Genomic DNA, 15,954 nt, shown 5'->3' on the forward strand with positions numbered 1-15,954 from the left:
CAACTATGATTAAATACCTATTGCTTTGTTTATCTACTTGGACCGTTTTTTCACAAACAAGCAATCCATTAGAAATTGGTGGATTAACCATTGATCCAAGCATAAAAGAAAAGGTCGAAATCCATATAAAAGCTTCGGAAGATTTCGAAGCAATGAAATCCGTAATGCAGATTTATGAAAATGCTGTTTTGTGTGAACTCTATGAAAATGATACATTAAGCTTCTCAAACAACGATGTGTCAAAAAAAATGCTTTTCAAATCCTTTTATTTCTGGAAAGACGGAAAACTAGGCATTGATGGTGCATTTGGTCTTTTTGGTAGTGCCGGGTTTCATATTGCCATCGAAAACAATCAGGCCCATCTTTACCACATGCTAAGTTCTGATGACTTTCCTACCTATGCCTACGATGAAAAAAGTGATCTGATTGATCGTTTGGAAGTACCTTGTACCGAAACCAAAATCATACTCTCTGAAATTCCAGACAGCACAAAAAAACAAATCATTTACGGTTATGTAGAATTTAAAAGCGATTCCTATTATGGGATCAGCGGTGCCTATTCCAAAAACCAAACACCTTTAAGAAAAAAGTACCGAAGCACGATGCGAATCTACTTCCGAAGTGGATTTTTGAATCTATAAAGGAACATGAATGGCACAACTAAACCACGCAGAACAGCGTTATTGCATAAACGACCAAAACAAAACACTCTAACATGGAAATTGTAACACATCAATTTGAAGAATTCGTTATCACTACCGATAAAACCAAACTCGATCTTATTGCTATACATGATTTTTTATCCAATCATTCCGGTTGGAGCAATCATATTCCATTGGAAAGAGTTAAAACTTCAATAGATCACTCCCTCAATTTTGGGTTGTTTCATCAGGGAAAACAAATTGGTTTTGCCAGAGTAATTTCCGATTATTCCACGATTGCCTACTTGGGAGATATATATGTTTTGGATTCATATCGTGGCCAAGGTCTTTCTAAAAAACTAATGGATATAGTCATGACACATCCCAATTTACAAGGTTTACGACGTTGGATTTTATTAACTTCCACAGCCGATTGGCTCTATGAAAAATACGGTTTTCAAAAACTCCCGCAACCCGAGTTGTACATGGAATTATTCAATCCGAATGTTTATACAAACGACACTGAATAATAAAAAATAATTACTAAAGAAACTATACTTGATCGAACCCCTCCGTTAAACAACATTACAAATATGATACGATATACTTTTTTTATTGGTGCTGCTCTATTGTTTCTTATGACTACTGCTTGTAAGGAAACCAAAGCTGAAGCGACAACACAAACGATGCCTGAACCTCCTACCCAAGAAGAAACGAAACGTGATACCATCAGTACCACAACAGAATACAAACAGAATCCAACTGATTTCATCCCTAAAGGGTTTGTCCTTTTTGAAAAAATTTTGGGCGATGTAAACAAAGATGGTGTAAAAGATTGCGTGTTAATTATAAAGGGTACTGACCAGTCCAAATTCGTTACTGATGAATACCGAGGTAAACTTGACCGAAACCGAAGAGGTATAATTGTTTTGCTAAATCGGAATAAGGGTTATGAATTGGCCGTAAAAAATTACAACTGCTTTTCTTCTGAAAACGAGGACGGTGGTGTATATTTCGCTCCCGATTTGATGGTCAGTATCGAGAAAGGAAATTTATACATCCATTATGCACACGGAAGATATGGTTACTGGAAATATACGTTCCGTTACCAAAATTCGGATTTTGAACTGATCGGTTACGACCAAAGCGAAAACAATGGCCCAATTGTAAATGTCGAAACGAGCATCAATTTTTTAACCAAAAAGAAAGTGACCAAAGTAAATACGAATGACGAAAGTGAAGGCGGAGATGAGATCTTTGAAACTACCACGACCAAAATCAAAAGAAAACAACTTTACAAATTGACCCAAATTAAAGATTTTAACGAATTTGAAATGAATGAAGAAGGTTAAAAAAGAAGACAATTATACATCTGCTTATTTCATGAACTATAAAACCACTTTACTCCTACTCTTCCTGACATTACAAGTAGTTGCACAAACAGAGAAAGACAACATTGCAATGGTAGTAAGCAAAAGCAATATTGGAAAAACTTATACTTTTGGGGAATGCGACGGCAAAACCAAAAATGAAACGCAACTCACCAATCTTGGAAATGTAAAAACCAAAAAGGGAATCGTTTATAAAGTAATTACTTCGGTATGGACTTGGGGTATGTCGTGCCGTTCCACACACAGAATATTGATTTTCAATACTAAAAATCAATACGTTGGAAATTACTACATCTTGGACTACTGTTCACTGCCAACACAACTGCAAAATGGTTTTCTAATTGTTCACCAAACCAATGACACAGAATGCGGAAAAAAGACACAACAAATCAATCTCAATAACGGATTGCCCAAAAGCATTTTCGGAATGGAATTTCAAGAATAATACCGTTATTTACAACATCAAATGTATTAACCAATGACAACCTATTTAATTGTATCCGGACTTGGAAATTCCGGACCGGAACACTGGCAAACCTATTTTGAAAATTCAGGCGATAATTTTCACCGAATAGAACAAGAAGAATGGGATGCTCCTTCCTGCGAATCCTGGATTACCACTATTGACCAAAAAGTGGCTGCCTTTGATGCATCCAATGTGGTGTTAATTGGACATAGTTTGGGTTGTTCGGCTATTGCGCATTGGGCAGTAAAATATCAAAAACAAATCAAAGGCGCTTTGCTTGTCGCTCCAAGTGATTTAGAGGCACCTCACTATACTTTTCCTGCAACTGGCTTTGCTCCAATTCCGCTGCAAAAATTATCATTCCCTTCGTTTGTGGTGGCTAGCGCAGATGATATTTGGGTTTCCTTGGAAAGAGCCATTTTTTTTGCTGAAAGCTGGGGAAGCGAATTCATTACTATCGGCAATGCCGGGCACATCAACGCAGCTTCTGGACACACGAATTGGGAAGAAGGAATGGCAATTTTGAGAACGATAGGTTGATACTATAAACTAGATGACATAGAGAGAATTCTATCTTTACCTAAACCGAAGTTGAAAATACTATGAAAAATAAATTGAAAACAGAAATTCTCTATTTCTTTACAGCAATAGTACTTACTCTAATCACTTTTCATTTTGTTTTTGGTCTTACCAATTTTAAAACTGAAAATAGTTTTGACATCAATATTCATGACACTTATTTTATCATCAATAAAATGGACGTACTTCCCTATTATAGTATTGCATGTTTGCATTTTTTCTATGCCATACGGGTAATGATACAAAAGGGTAGCTATCGTCTTGTTTCAGGAATTTTTATAATCCTAAACTTAATTCTTATTTTAATTTTCCCGTCTATTTTATCATTTGCAGATTCATTATCTGCTGATTCAGGCACGATCATTTATCCTCCATTATCGGCAATCTCTCCCGTAGAAATCAAAGAAAATATTTTCAATACTATATATACTGTTCTTTATTCTATTTATATTGCCTTAGTGCTCTTTACGGCTTTTGGAATTTATAAATTAGGAAAATCACACCAAAGCATATTCACTAAACGATACAATTCCAACAAATAATAAATCAACTGATGAAACACCTCTATCTTTTTCTATTCTTTGCCGCACTATGTTATGGACAAGAAAAAGAAAAAAAAGGCGATAAAAAAGCGGAACTCTACTATGAAGAAGCGTTTGAAATTCTGAACAATACTACTCACAATTCCTTATCCGAAGAATTAGCCCTCAAAGCTTTGGATTTTTCTAATAAAGCCATTAAACGAAATCCTAAAGTATCAAAATACCATCGGGTTAAAGGTACTTGCTATATCCACTTGAAAAAATACGATATCGCAATAGAAAATTTAAATGTAGCAGTTCAAATAGACTCTACCAACGCTCTAGCTTGGATGGGGCTCGGTATTGCTTACGAGAATACGGAGCGATTCGAATTAGCGGAAAAAAACTATAAGAAGTCGTCTGAATTGGATAACAATGCAACTTTAATGGTCAATTTTGGGTTGTTGTACGATAAATGGGGTAAATTAGACCTTTCGATTAAAGCCAACGACAAAGCCATCGAAATGAATCCTATGTCAACCAGTGCCTATATTAATCGAGGAGATGTCAAACTCAGAAAAGGATTGTATTCTGAAGCCATTGCTGATTTTAACAAAGGAATTGCATTGGATGATCAAGATAAATTATCGTATAACAACCGAGGGCTTTGTAAGTATTATACAAAAGACTACCAAGGAGCTATAGCCGATTTTGAAAAAGCGTTACAAATTAATCTGGGGCAATCCTTCGATGAAAATTTTGACACGGACAAATATTCGTATAACAATATGGCCAATTCGTATTTTGAACTTGGTAATACAGAAAAAGCCTGTGAATTTTGGAATATTGCTCTCCAAAAAGGCTATCAATACCAAAAAAAATGGAAGGCCATATACAATATAGATGACCCAAAAGAACTCATTCAAAGACATTGCCACTAAAAAACTGTGGAAATCTTTTTTTGTCAATGCACATCTCATCAAAACTAGTATCTTTAGCAAAAATAATCCCCAATCCTGCAATACAATAATCTTGTCAATTGCACTAAAACAAAATGTATTTATGAAACAACTTTTCTTCTTATGCCTCACTATTTTTATTGGCAACTCTACGGTTTCTGCTCAAAACATCAAAGAAATTGATTCGTTGAGTGTTGAAATGTGCAATACACTCTCCAAAAAAAGTGATCTTTCAGGAGAAAAGAAAATTGAAGCTACTTTCCAAAAACACTTGGTGGAATACTTTCAAAAAATCAACGTCTCTACTCAGGCAGAAGCCGATTCGATAAGCACTCGAATTTTTTATAGACTGCAAAAAAATTGTACCGCTTTTACTGAATTACTTGGTGTTCTGGAAGAAAACAAAAGTGATTGGGTTAAATTAACGGAGAAACCCATTTCAAAAATTGCCAAAAAAGACTTTACTTCATTTACCAAAGGAGGCCAATTTTACTACAAAGAGTATGATGGAACTACTGTAAGTGTTGTCGTAACCAAAAACTCATGGACCGAAACGTTTGCTGATGGTACTACTTCAAAACTGACTTTCGTACCGAAAGACAATAACGAATTCGAATTAATTTTCATTGAAAGCAATAACGAAACAAGAAAAAATTTCAGTGTGAAAGGCGATAAATACAAATACGGTATTTATGATAAAAACAAAGACGGATTACAGATTTGGACCTCTACGGAAGACAACATCTATTTAGGTTTTACACTTTACAATAAACTATAACATTTCATGTGCTGGTATGCCATGTATCCCTACAAACCTCATTATGCCTGCTTTACTTGTCAAAAGACTTTTAAACGCAGGCTATTGGGTGATGTACAGCGTGACTCCAAAACATCCAAAGAAGCCAAATGCCCTGAATGTAATGGACTCATGGCCAACATGGGACTGGCTTTCGAATCACCGAAAAAGGATGATGGTAAAGCATGGAACCACATAAAAGCGCTTTATACCGTTGGGATTACCTTTCATTCCTGTGGTTGTACCGGACCAGGCTATATCCCAAAAGACAATGAAATGCTCCTACTTTATTTGAAGGAAATTCTAGAAGAATACAACCAACAACTCTCTTTTTGGCGAAACCGAACCGAACCCTTAACCAAAAGCGAACTAGATAGGGAATACAGTAAACACGGGTATTATATCGGCCAAATTCCTGCTGAGTTGCGCCCTAAAACAGGCGTTATTTCAAATGAGGATGCTAAAAATTACTGGTTGAACAGAATTCAGGAAGTGACTCAAAAAATACAGCAAATTTCTAAATCCTAAACGCTTACCAATTTCAATGTACTTATGAAAATCTATTTTCTGTATTCGTTTGCTATGGTTACACTTGTATTGAGCTGTCAAAACAAGAACACATCTCAAGAAAAAGAAAAACAACGAAAACAAATTGAAGCGATCAAAGCAGATATAAAAAAAGTGACCACTACAATACCTTCAAAAGATGAGTATACCGAAGGTACTACCGAAATTATTTGCGATACGATTTATCCCAACGAAGGTTTCAAGATAGTACTCAGCAAATACGATGATAAAGGATACGATGAAACAGTCAATAACTCGGTTTTTATTCTTAGTAAGTTACAAAACGGCAACTACCTAGAAATATATAGAGATTCTATTTTCCGACGATTTAACGAAATCCAATTCAAGGATTTCAATAATGATGGTGTAAAAGACATTCTCATTGAGAACGACTCCGATGTACGAAGCAATCTGACCTATTATTTGTACTTGGTCGATTTGAAAAAAGACAAACTGAAGAAAATAAAAGGATTTGAAGAAATCAAAAACCCTAAAAATTTACCTGAGTATAATTTAATCGACAGCTCGGTGATGTCAGGGAGAGATTGGACCGGTTTCTACAAAATTCAAGGAGACAGCATCAAAGAGTTTGACGACATAGTGTATTGGGGTCAAGATGAAGAAGGCAATCCCAAAAATCCGGAATTGGACTACCAAAAAACAATAAAGAAAATACTGCAACAGGAAAAGAACAAAAGATAAGCACCATGACTAATTTTAAAAAAAAGGCTTTTACTCCTCTTCTATTACTTCTTACAATTTGTTTCGGTTGTCGAAATGAAACTATCGATAGTACGGTGCCTAAACTAAAAGAAACAACAGTAGTTGCAACTAACATCAATGAAAATTTTGATGATTTTCTAAAAAAATTCAATCAAGATAGTGTATTCCAAATGAGCCGTATCGTATTTCCGCTAAAAATCACGACCCTTAACGATGACTTTGAACCTATACAAGAAACAATAGACAAAAAGGAATATGTTACGATGGATTTTACGTATCCCAAAGAGGCACAAACCCGAGAATTGGATCGATATACTCAAAAAACAAAAGAGGCAAAAGATACCGCAGTCATTGAGATTCGTGGTATTGACAATGGAATTCTTACGGATATCATTTTTGAAAAGAAAAACGGAAAATGGCATTTGAAAACTTGGAACGATCAATCTACCTAAAAAATTCACTACACTTTAATTGGGCATCCAATTTTTAAGAAAACCCTATCAACCTTACTTCTTTTATAAGTAAGTATTTTTCAATTGCTTTAATGTGTGGCAAAAAAAATAAAAATAAAATTCTGCCACTACTTTTCACGTGGCAAAAAAAAATTAATTGAAAAATTTGTCACAATTTTCGTGGCTGTTTTTTTTAATATTAAATTTTGCCACACCTAAAAATTTAAATTTCAATACTAAATTACAGTTGAAAAAGTGAGTGCTTTCGTTATTTTCAACCTATGTCTGAACGAGATTCAATTCATTACGGTAGTGTTACAGACAAAACTATTCCCAATTATCCCAAATCCTAAAATAAATACGCTTTTAGAATCTTAAAAGATGTTTTTGATTACTTATGTTTGCAGTACATAATCACCCAATTCACAATGAATCCAATAGTTAAAAAAGTACTTATAGTAGCAGGAGTTATATTCACATTGTATAGTATTACTTCCTTCTTTGGAATTTTCAAAATGTACAACAATTCAACGATGGCCAACGAACCCAATCTCAAAATAGGTTCCAAATTCTTCGTGTCTAACCTGGTAACTCCCAAAAATGGCGATTTTATTGCCTACTCTCATGAAGATCCCTACTTAGGCAAACACAGTCGAATTCATAGACTTTGCGGTATGGAAAATGATACTATAGAAATCAAAAATGGTGTGTTGTATTTGAACGGAATCAATACCGATACAGCCTATACTTTACTGCATTTATACCAAACAACGGTTCGGGATTATGAAAAAATCCGTCAAGAGGAAAACATCCCTGATGAGAATAGGGTTGAATCGATTGGGTTCAACACGATGAATGCAACGTTAGCAGATGCAGTTGCTCAAAAATACGGAATAGCGGATCGAATAATTGAACCGAAAGTAAAAGTCGATAAAACTATTGCTTCGGTTTTCAAACAGAATTGGAACAAAGACAACTTCGGTCCGTTGAAAATTCCTCAAGGAAAACTATTTGTTTTGGGTGATAACCGAGATAATTCGGAAGATTCAAGATATATTGGTTGCATTGATGCATCGAATATCTTGGGAGTCGTAATTGCTAAATAAGTAGATGAAAATAAAATGATTCCGGATCCTAAAGTTGATAAAATCATACAGACCAATTATACGGCTAGCTTCATGAACAATTCAAAATGGCTGAAGCTCATTCGTTTATTGGTAGACAATGCTCAATGTATAGCGCGTTGTGATGTCAAACTGATTTATGATGACAAAATCAGGCAATTGATGATTAACGGAGAGGAACAGTTTAATTTTGATTTCTATGAAAATGCCATGGAAGCCATGATTACTAATCCGATTGCACCCGGTTGGACATTATACAAAGAAATAGAATGGATTTGTTTTCCTATATCCAGTGAAAATTCAGAAAACATACTAAAACTAACGCAATTGGTCCAAAAGTCTGGAGAATTTCATACTCACCGAACTGATGAATACTATCGGATCATTGCTTATATATAAATTAAACCCAAATGAAATATAGAATCGCTATCCTTATTCTGACAAGTTTGCTGATTGGAACTGCCATCGGATGGTATGCCGCTACAAAGTACACTTCTTCAAAAATAGAAAAAGTGGTCCCAACATCTGCGGCTAGTTCAACAGCTCCTGATAACACTAAAACAGCTGAGAAAAAGGAAGATAACGCTAGTAAAATTTCGATGAATGATTTGGGTGAATGTGCCAATGACATTGTTACTTTAGAGCCTTTAGTGGTGCGATATGCTCAAAATGCGACTTGCAACTGTGATACCGCGCAAACCACTTTAGAAATAAGTTTTTGCTCCAGTATCGAAGCGTGTATCGAAAGAAAAAAGTTTGATCTATTGACTCGAAAAATTTTGGCACAATATGATCCTGAAATTACCGAGCAAAATATGTTCGTTCAAATTGCTGAAAAAAATAACGATCCCTCAATACTACAAAGTATACCTGATTATAAAGCAGCCAAAGCTTTGCAGGAAAAAGCATTTCTATTGTTTCTTGACTATGTGGAAATGGAATCGGAAATCGTAGGCATTAAAATGGGGAAAGGAAGAGAACGTAGTATTCATGAGAACAGTAAAACTACCGGACTTCTGAAAACGAAAAACCAAGAATTGGAAGCACTTCTGAAGGAATAAAATAAACATACTTTCAACATCAATACAATTCAAAAAAAGATTGAAAATATATTGAAAAAAGTATCTTTGCACCATTAATTAATTTTAGTCAAGAACCCAAAGTTCTTTTTATCTATCCTCTACACGTTTATGCGCTTACATTTCTCATTTTTAATTGCACTTTTATTGTTCTCATTAGGAGTAAATGCACAGAATCTTAAGAATATCAATACATCTGATTTAATTATCGAGTGTAGCAAAAATGGTGGTGAACTACCTTCGAAACAAATAGCAATATGGTATCCTTCTCAAATTTGGCAAATCATTGGTGAACAAATGAAATTTACGCCAAATGTTGTTGATCATCTTACCAATGGCACTAAAGATTATTTGATTTTTGCAGTTGTAGATTATACAGTTGGCAGTACTCTCCCTTTATTTAAATTTAAATCCAAAAGTGAAATTTCGGAAACTATGATACTTACGGATTCTTCCAACAAAAAGCATTTTCCGCTTAAAAACGAAGATATGTCGTATTTAACAAGAAAAATAGTCACCGATCTTGAACCCATGTTAGCCAAAATGTTAGGACAATTTGGGGAAGGTATGCAAATCATTGTTTTTAAAATGCCCGAGACTTACGGCAAAGACGGTTTAGATATCTCCAAAAAAAACAATTTTAGTTTACATTGGAACTCGACTACTTTGAAATGGAAATTACCATTTGCTAGTGTTCTTCCAATCAAACATTGCCCTATTGATCAAGAAGAAATGAAAGGCAACTGGGATTTTTGTCCGGAGCATGGCAAAAGTCTAAACTAGTCGTTTTAGTTTGCCCTCATGTAAAGGGTTTCTCAATCACAATTCGAAGAAATGATGACACAATTTGTTTTGTATATTTGGTAACATCTATACCGCTAAACTATGTTTCCATTTACCGCCACTATTGAACGAATAGGCATCAATCCTTTTGTTTTTGTTCCAGAAGAAATTCTTGCTGCCCTTTTTGAACAAGCGGGTAAAAATAAAAGTCCTATTCCGATTCACGGCACAGTAAATGGCGTTGTTTACCAACAAAATTTGATGTTTTTTAAAGGCGAATGGCGACTTTACATTAATACCTCTATGCTCAAAGATTCGCCTCAACGCATTGGGGAAAACATCCAAATGACTGTTGCTTACGATCCGTCGGAAAGAACCATTGCGCCCCACCCTAAATTAACAACTGCATTACATGAAAATCCTGAGGCGTTCGCTGTGTTCAACGCGTTGATACCTTCCAGACAAAAAGAAATCGTTCGGTATATTGCTGCATTGAAAACAGAAGAAAGCATCGATAACAATGTAAAAAAAGCCATTGCTTTTTTACTAGGGCATGGAAGATTTATAGGACGGGATGCACCCTAAAGGATTTCCTATTAATTTTTATTCTAAATCAATTGTAACAAAAGCCTCTTTTGCTCGTCTTACTGCAAACAATTAAAAAATCAATCATGAAACTAATTCAAAAACTTGTTGCCGTATTTTTGTTTGCTTTTGCATTCAATACTGCAACAGCACAAATGGCAGAATCCAAAAACTTAATCGTAAACAAATGGTTTATTGATAAAGAAGCGATGAAACCGGTAATCAAAACTATGTTGGCTACAAACCCGCAATTTATGGGAGCAGATGAAGCAACAAAAGAGAGCACATTAACTATGGTATTAGAGCAAATATCAGGAATTCGTGTAGAATACAAAAGTGACGGTTCCATGCTTCGCAATGATGTGAATGGAGAAGTTGCTGGAACGTGGTCATTGAGTGCAGACGGAAAAGAGTTAACCACGAAAGCCGAAGGAAAACCGGATAAAAAATATACTCTTTTGGAAATCACCAAAACCAAATTGAATTTACTTTCAGCCGACGGAAGAAACATTATCTTGAAAACCGAATAAATAGAAAAGCCGAAACATGATTTCGGCTTTTTTTTGCCTTCTCTTTTTTGTAAATTTGGATGTACTTGAAAATATCTTAATTGCTTTACCATGCTAACAGCCATTCATCCAAAATTACCGATGCGAAATAAAGCCATCACCAAAGCGTTTTATTTGAATCAATTGGGATTCAAAGAATTTGGCGATTCGGACTATGATGGCTACTTAATGGTTGAGAAAGACAACATTCAAATTCATTTTTTCGAGTTCAAAGAACTGGAACCCAAAGAAAATTACGGTCAGGTGTATATCCGTATCCAGGACATTGATACCTGGTATCAAACTTTGTTGGACAACAAGGTACGAATACATCCCGCCGGTCATTTAGAAAACAAACCTTGGAGACAACGAGAGTTTTCTTTGTTGGACCCCGACAACAACTTACTGACGTTTGGTCAAACGATTTCGTGATAAAAAAAGTGAAATTGGAAAATTTCCTTCGGTGAATAGTTTCTCTTTTTATCAGATGACCATCAAATCAAACACTTTTGATTATTTTTGCACTACCAACTAATGTGAAAACACCTTTCAATCAAAAGAAAAAATGACACAGTATTTCCTATTTCTGGTGGTAATTATCATCGGTTTCGGCTATTCTCAAAAATATGGGAAGAAAGCCCAATCGGATATTCTCATTTGGAAAAAGAAAAAAGAAAATGAAACCAAAAAATAATTCAATTTTAAAATCAATGCTTTTACTTACTGTATGAAAAAAGCAGTACTCTTACTCTACTTAGTATTCCCTTTGGGAACCGCTTTCTCACAACAAATTCACGTTCCTAAAAATTTTGCACTTATCGAAAAGATATCGGGCGATTTGGACAAAGACGGTATCAATGAATTAGTCATGGCCTTTGACATTCAAAAAGTGGAAAAAGAAGTTCCGAATGAAGAAAAGGAACCATCCGAAGAAAATGAAGACGTTTTTGAAGGTGTCCCTCGAGAACTCCGTATTTATAAGAAAAAAGACAAACAATGGGTGCTTTGGCAAAAATCCAATCAAGCCTTATTCGGTAGTCGTGATGGTGGTATGATGGGCGATCCGTTCGAAGAAATGAAAATTGAAAACGGCGTGCTACTTATCAGTCAGAGCGGCGGAAGTAGCTGGAAATGGAGCCAAACCGACAAATACCGCTATCAGGACGGTGAGTTTCTATTGATTGGGTACACCAGTACCGCAGGCAAAATTTGTGAATATTGGAAAAACGTTGACTTTAATTTACTGAGTGGAAAAATGATCGTAGAAATGGAATACGAAAATTGTGAAGAAGAAAATCCGACCCAGGAAGCTTTCAAGAGCGAAAATGAAACAATTTATAAAAAAGGAATAAAAATTACATTGAAAGAACGCAGAGCCAAAGAAATCAAAATTACAACTCCAAAATACAAACACGAGATTTATATCGCTACTACCGAGTAACGATTACTCTTTTGTATCTTTGAGACGATAAACCTTTCCCAATCTTTACCATTACATGGAAAACTATGCTGTTTTTAGAAAATATCCAACCCTAGAACAAGCACAGGAACTGATTGCTTTATTGGAACAAAATAACATTGCATCACAACTTGCGGATAACATTTCCCCATTCGATGCGACCTTTTCGGGCAATACCGTGCAGCACCAATACGAAGTTAAGATCCATCCTTCCGATTTTGAAAGAGCAAACCAACTCGTAGATGAATTGGCTAAAAATGAAATTGAACAGGTTGATGAAGATCATTATTTGTTTGGTTTTACCAATGAAGAATTGTACGAAGTGCTACTCAAATCTGACGAATGGAGCGAATTTGACTATGCTTTGGCACAAAAAATTCTGACTCAAAGAGGAAAATCCATCGACACCGATTTGCTGGAAGGCTTGAAAAAAACAAGATTGGAATTATTGGCAAAACCGGAAACCGGTCAAAAACCATGGATAATTGCGGGGTATATACTTGCTGTACTTAGCGGACTTATTGCAATTCCGATCGGGTATGCTTTATGGCAATCAAAAAAGACATTACCGGACGGTACAAAAGTGAATTCCTACCAAGAAATGGACCGAATGCATGGAAAAAACATTTTCTTTTTAGGTTGCATTGTATTTCTTTTAGTATTGTTTTTTAAAATTGTCTTTTGGTATTAACTCTGTTCCAATGAAAAAAGTCATTTGCCTTGGTTTTGTTTGTTTTTTTCTATTAAGTTGTACCAAAAATGGAAAAGAAGCTCAAATTAAAGCATCACCCTCCGAAACGGCTAAAATGTATAGCGTTTCAAGGAATGACCAAATTGTACAAGAAGTACAAAAAGAGGTTGTGGAGTTTGCGCAACAACTGGATAAAGAATACCTCACAAAGGAAGAAATCCAATTTGCCAAAGATACCTTTGCCATTCATCTGAAGAACCAAAAAAGACAAGAATACGATCCTTCCACCGAAGGTATGAATAACGCGGTGTTGGAAATGACAGAGGCTTACCAAAAACTAATGGACAAGTATTATCTACTGTTGAGAAATGCAGTAAATGACACGGATAAAGTAGCCTTGGAAACTGCTCAAAAGAAGTGGCAGGACTACAGCACTAGTGAAAAAATATTCCAGGAAATTATGCAAAATCCCCAATACAATTCGGGAGGAAACCTACAATCCAACATTACCCTTGGCAATTATTTTGACCTAATCAAAACAAGAACCGAACAGTTATTTTCCCATTACAATTCGATTGTAGAAAAAAAAGAATCGGAAGAGTAACAAAAAGAAAATCTAGCTTTTTTAAAGAAATTTGAATCGCAATTTTACCCAAAACGAAACATCACATGACGCATCAGGAAATACTACGAAAAGTGGAATGGAAAGACCTAAAAAACTTAACCCTAAAGGAAATGCTGATTGAAAACAACCTAACTATTCCTTGGTTTGTTATTTCACTGTCATTAGCCTATTACGGTTATTACCTAATAGCACTACCCTTCTCTGGATTTTTCTTCCTGACTGCACTTCGTCAAGTACACAACGGTTTTCATAATTCACTAGGCACCTCGAAGTTCCTTACTTGGTTGTCTCTCTACCTCAATAGTCTTCTCATGATGGTATCCATTCATGCGGTGAAATTCAATCATATCAGACACCATAAATATTGTCTTGGTGAAGAAGATTACGAAGGAAAATCGGCTGCAATGACTTGGTATGGTGCCATTTTATATGGGCCTGTACATATGTTTTTGATTCATAAAGTAACCTTACAGCTTGGCAACAAAAACTACAAACGAAATGTACTGTTGGAACTCCTTTCCATCTTTGTATTGATAGGTTTAGTAGTGTATTTTCAAATTGACTTTTTGATGTATCACATGATCGTCATGTTCGTTGGGGAATTTTTGATGGCATTTTTTGCGGTTTGGACCGTTCATCATGATACCCACGACAGCCCTGAATTAGCCAGAACACAAAGAGGTTTTTGGAAAAACAAACTTACATTTAGCATGTTTTATCATCTGGAACACCATCTATTTCCTGCTGTTCCCACGATCAAACTTCCAGAACTTGCCGAGAGAATTGATGCCGCTTTACCAGAAATTGAGAAAAAACAAACGTTTTAAAAGTCTAACACGACTGTAGAAACTAATAATACAAGGTAAAGCCCATCGTTTTACATAAAGCATAGTGGTTTTCGTATAATTCTTCCACAATGGTCACTACATCATCATACTCCTGACACAATCTGAAAAACTGATGATCAATGACTGTACTTAAAACCGGCACCGATTTTCGGTAGCCTGAAACTGCTTTAGCGCCCGTTACATCCAAAAAAAACTGTGCTTGTTCTTCATCCAAATCCAAAAGTTTCGTATTGGCAAAATGAAGAATTTTCCCTTTGAGTTTTCCTTCAAAAATTTCAGCAATTTCTTCTAAGGTATAATAATAATTGTCCAAAACTATGGCATTATCCCTACCTGCAAAAACCAGATAAATAATGGTATAATCCCTAAAATTGCGATCTTCATAGAGCAAAGCATTCAAACTTTCTTCCACTCCCTCTATGCTATCACAGGTTTTATAAATATTGGTAATATCGTGCTGAAGGGCTAAACCTTCTAAAAAAGGGACAATAGGGCTTTCTCGATTGACGGTTACATCGTTTACTCCTTCGAGGCAAAAGAGTTTGGAATGGTCTTGATACTTTGACATGGGGCAATTTTTCAATAAAGATACTACGCTTTGAAATTCCAACCAAATGCATCAACATAACTATAATAGACATTTTTAACTGTTAGAAGCTATCGCATTTGATACAAATTCTTCTTCGTTTTTAGTACTTTTACATCTATCAAATCTATACATAATGGAGGAAACCAATAGCACTGGAAATACATTTGATGGTTTCCGTTTTTTCTTTAGAATACTATTATCACTTGCGATAACCAGCTTGCTAATAGCGTCTCTTTTAACTTTGATGACCAGTACTTCTGCCAATTATTCCTTTAACTTTTTTTCCATTTTTTTCTCCTTTTACGTGCTCCTTTTTTCAATCGTCGGAATAATAGGAATTGTACTTTATAAAGTGTTAAAAAATGAGCCTGTATGGAACTTAGTACAAAGAGAGGTACTTCTATGTTGCGCAACAGGTTGTGGGTTGTTGCATTTGGGATTTGTGACCAACTATATTGCCAATAACTAAGATAGCTAACTCATCTTGATTGAAGAAGTCATTCGTATTTCGTATATTTATTGAAATCA

The 15,954-nt window shown here is 35.4% G+C and carries 24 protein-coding genes; 23 read left to right on the top strand and 1 reads right to left on the bottom strand.

Going from position 1 to position 15,954, the window contains the following annotated elements; all coding sequences use genetic code 11:
* Positions 1-5: 5 nt before the first annotated feature.
* The 23 genes from ACFO7M_RS15165 to ACFO7M_RS15275 all read left to right on the top strand — a co-directional run bounded on the left by ACFO7M_RS15165 (position 6) and on the right by ACFO7M_RS15275 (position 14,816).
* Complete coding sequence (locus tag ACFO7M_RS15165; protein WP_379736608.1) at positions 6-641, top strand: hypothetical protein; 636 nt, start codon at positions 6-8, stop codon at positions 639-641.
* 74 nt (positions 642-715) lie between these two features.
* Complete coding sequence (locus ACFO7M_RS15170; protein ID WP_379736610.1) at positions 716-1,171, top strand: GNAT family N-acetyltransferase; 456 nt, start codon at positions 716-718, stop codon at positions 1,169-1,171.
* 63 nt (positions 1,172-1,234) lie between these two features.
* Positions 1,235-1,993, top strand: a complete 759-nt coding sequence (locus ACFO7M_RS15175; RefSeq protein ID WP_379736612.1) for a hypothetical protein — start codon at positions 1,235-1,237, stop codon at positions 1,991-1,993.
* The gene (locus ACFO7M_RS15180; protein WP_379736614.1) at positions 1,980-2,477 is read left to right on the top strand and encodes a hypothetical protein; all 498 of its coding nucleotides are present in this window, start codon (positions 1,980-1,982) and stop codon (positions 2,475-2,477) included. Before ACFO7M_RS15175 ends, ACFO7M_RS15180 begins: the two co-directional genes overlap by 14 nt.
* A gap of 33 nt (positions 2,478-2,510) precedes the next feature.
* Complete coding sequence (locus ACFO7M_RS15185; RefSeq protein WP_379736616.1) at positions 2,511-3,038, top strand: RBBP9/YdeN family alpha/beta hydrolase; 528 nt, start codon at positions 2,511-2,513, stop codon at positions 3,036-3,038.
* A 62-nt stretch (positions 3,039-3,100) separates the two neighbouring features.
* On the top strand, positions 3,101-3,619 hold the full coding sequence (locus tag ACFO7M_RS15190) for a hypothetical protein (protein ID WP_379736617.1): 519 nt from the start codon (positions 3,101-3,103) through the stop codon (positions 3,617-3,619).
* An 11-nt stretch (positions 3,620-3,630) separates the two neighbouring features.
* Positions 3,631-4,539, top strand: a complete 909-nt coding sequence (locus ACFO7M_RS15195) for a tetratricopeptide repeat protein (RefSeq protein ID WP_379736619.1) — start codon at positions 3,631-3,633, stop codon at positions 4,537-4,539.
* Between the two features lie 121 nt (positions 4,540-4,660).
* Positions 4,661-5,335, top strand: a complete 675-nt coding sequence (locus ACFO7M_RS15200) for a hypothetical protein (protein ID WP_379736621.1) — start codon at positions 4,661-4,663, stop codon at positions 5,333-5,335.
* 6 nt (positions 5,336-5,341) lie between these two features.
* The gene (locus ACFO7M_RS15205; RefSeq protein ID WP_379736623.1) at positions 5,342-5,881 is read left to right on the top strand and encodes a hypothetical protein; all 540 of its coding nucleotides are present in this window, start codon (positions 5,342-5,344) and stop codon (positions 5,879-5,881) included.
* A gap of 24 nt (positions 5,882-5,905) precedes the next feature.
* On the top strand, positions 5,906-6,622 hold the full coding sequence (locus ACFO7M_RS15210; protein WP_379736624.1) for an XAC2610-related protein: 717 nt from the start codon (positions 5,906-5,908) through the stop codon (positions 6,620-6,622).
* Between the two features lie 5 nt (positions 6,623-6,627).
* Positions 6,628-7,095, top strand: coding sequence for a DUF4348 domain-containing protein (locus ACFO7M_RS15215; RefSeq protein WP_379736625.1), 468 nt, complete (start codon positions 6,628-6,630; stop codon positions 7,093-7,095).
* Between the two features lie 428 nt (positions 7,096-7,523).
* Positions 7,524-8,201, top strand: coding sequence for a signal peptidase I (lepB, locus tag ACFO7M_RS15220; protein ID WP_379736626.1), 678 nt, complete (start codon positions 7,524-7,526; stop codon positions 8,199-8,201).
* 15 nt (positions 8,202-8,216) lie between these two features.
* Positions 8,217-8,618 carry a hypothetical protein gene (locus tag ACFO7M_RS15225; protein ID WP_379712287.1) on the top strand — a complete coding sequence of 134 codons (402 nt, stop codon included), beginning with the start codon at positions 8,217-8,219 and terminating at the stop codon, positions 8,616-8,618.
* 11 nt (positions 8,619-8,629) lie between these two features.
* Positions 8,630-9,280, top strand: a complete 651-nt coding sequence (locus ACFO7M_RS15230) for a hypothetical protein (protein WP_379712286.1) — start codon at positions 8,630-8,632, stop codon at positions 9,278-9,280.
* Positions 9,281-9,409: 129 nt separating this feature from the next.
* A complete protein-coding gene (locus ACFO7M_RS15235; protein WP_379712285.1) occupies positions 9,410-10,081 on the top strand; it encodes a hypothetical protein in 672 nt (223 codons plus the stop codon).
* 102 nt (positions 10,082-10,183) lie between these two features.
* Positions 10,184-10,666, top strand: a complete 483-nt coding sequence (locus ACFO7M_RS15240; RefSeq protein WP_379736627.1) for a YdeI/OmpD-associated family protein — start codon at positions 10,184-10,186, stop codon at positions 10,664-10,666.
* A gap of 86 nt (positions 10,667-10,752) precedes the next feature.
* Positions 10,753-11,196, top strand: coding sequence for a hypothetical protein (locus ACFO7M_RS15245; RefSeq protein WP_379712281.1), 444 nt, complete (start codon positions 10,753-10,755; stop codon positions 11,194-11,196).
* Between the two features lie 90 nt (positions 11,197-11,286).
* On the top strand, positions 11,287-11,646 hold the full coding sequence (locus ACFO7M_RS15250; protein WP_379736628.1) for a bleomycin resistance protein: 360 nt from the start codon (positions 11,287-11,289) through the stop codon (positions 11,644-11,646).
* A 133-nt stretch (positions 11,647-11,779) separates the two neighbouring features.
* On the top strand, positions 11,780-11,908 hold the full coding sequence (locus ACFO7M_RS15255) for a hypothetical protein (RefSeq protein ID WP_379712277.1): 129 nt from the start codon (positions 11,780-11,782) through the stop codon (positions 11,906-11,908).
* Positions 11,909-11,941: 33 nt separating this feature from the next.
* Positions 11,942-12,655: a hypothetical protein gene (locus ACFO7M_RS15260; RefSeq protein WP_379736630.1), complete on the top strand. Its 714-nt coding sequence runs from the start codon at positions 11,942-11,944 to the stop codon at positions 12,653-12,655.
* Between the two features lie 55 nt (positions 12,656-12,710).
* Positions 12,711-13,364: a hypothetical protein gene (locus ACFO7M_RS15265; RefSeq protein WP_379736631.1), complete on the top strand. Its 654-nt coding sequence runs from the start codon at positions 12,711-12,713 to the stop codon at positions 13,362-13,364.
* Positions 13,365-13,374: 10 nt separating this feature from the next.
* Complete coding sequence (locus ACFO7M_RS15270) at positions 13,375-13,968, top strand: lysozyme inhibitor LprI family protein (RefSeq protein ID WP_379736633.1); 594 nt, start codon at positions 13,375-13,377, stop codon at positions 13,966-13,968.
* A 65-nt stretch (positions 13,969-14,033) separates the two neighbouring features.
* Complete coding sequence (locus ACFO7M_RS15275; protein ID WP_379712269.1) at positions 14,034-14,816, top strand: fatty acid desaturase family protein; 783 nt, start codon at positions 14,034-14,036, stop codon at positions 14,814-14,816.
* Between the two features lie 22 nt (positions 14,817-14,838).
* Here the strand turns inward: ACFO7M_RS15275 and ACFO7M_RS15280 are convergent, their stop codons facing one another.
* Entirely contained in the window at positions 14,839-15,405 is a 567-nt protein-coding gene (locus tag ACFO7M_RS15280; RefSeq protein ID WP_379736634.1) for a DUF6642 family protein, read from the bottom strand.
* Positions 15,406-15,954 lie beyond the last annotated feature (549 nt).

Origin of the sequence: Flavobacterium sp. GCM10023249, from assembly GCF_042653365.1 — a bacterium.
Classification (GTDB): domain Bacteria; phylum Bacteroidota; class Bacteroidia; order Flavobacteriales; family Flavobacteriaceae; genus Flavobacterium.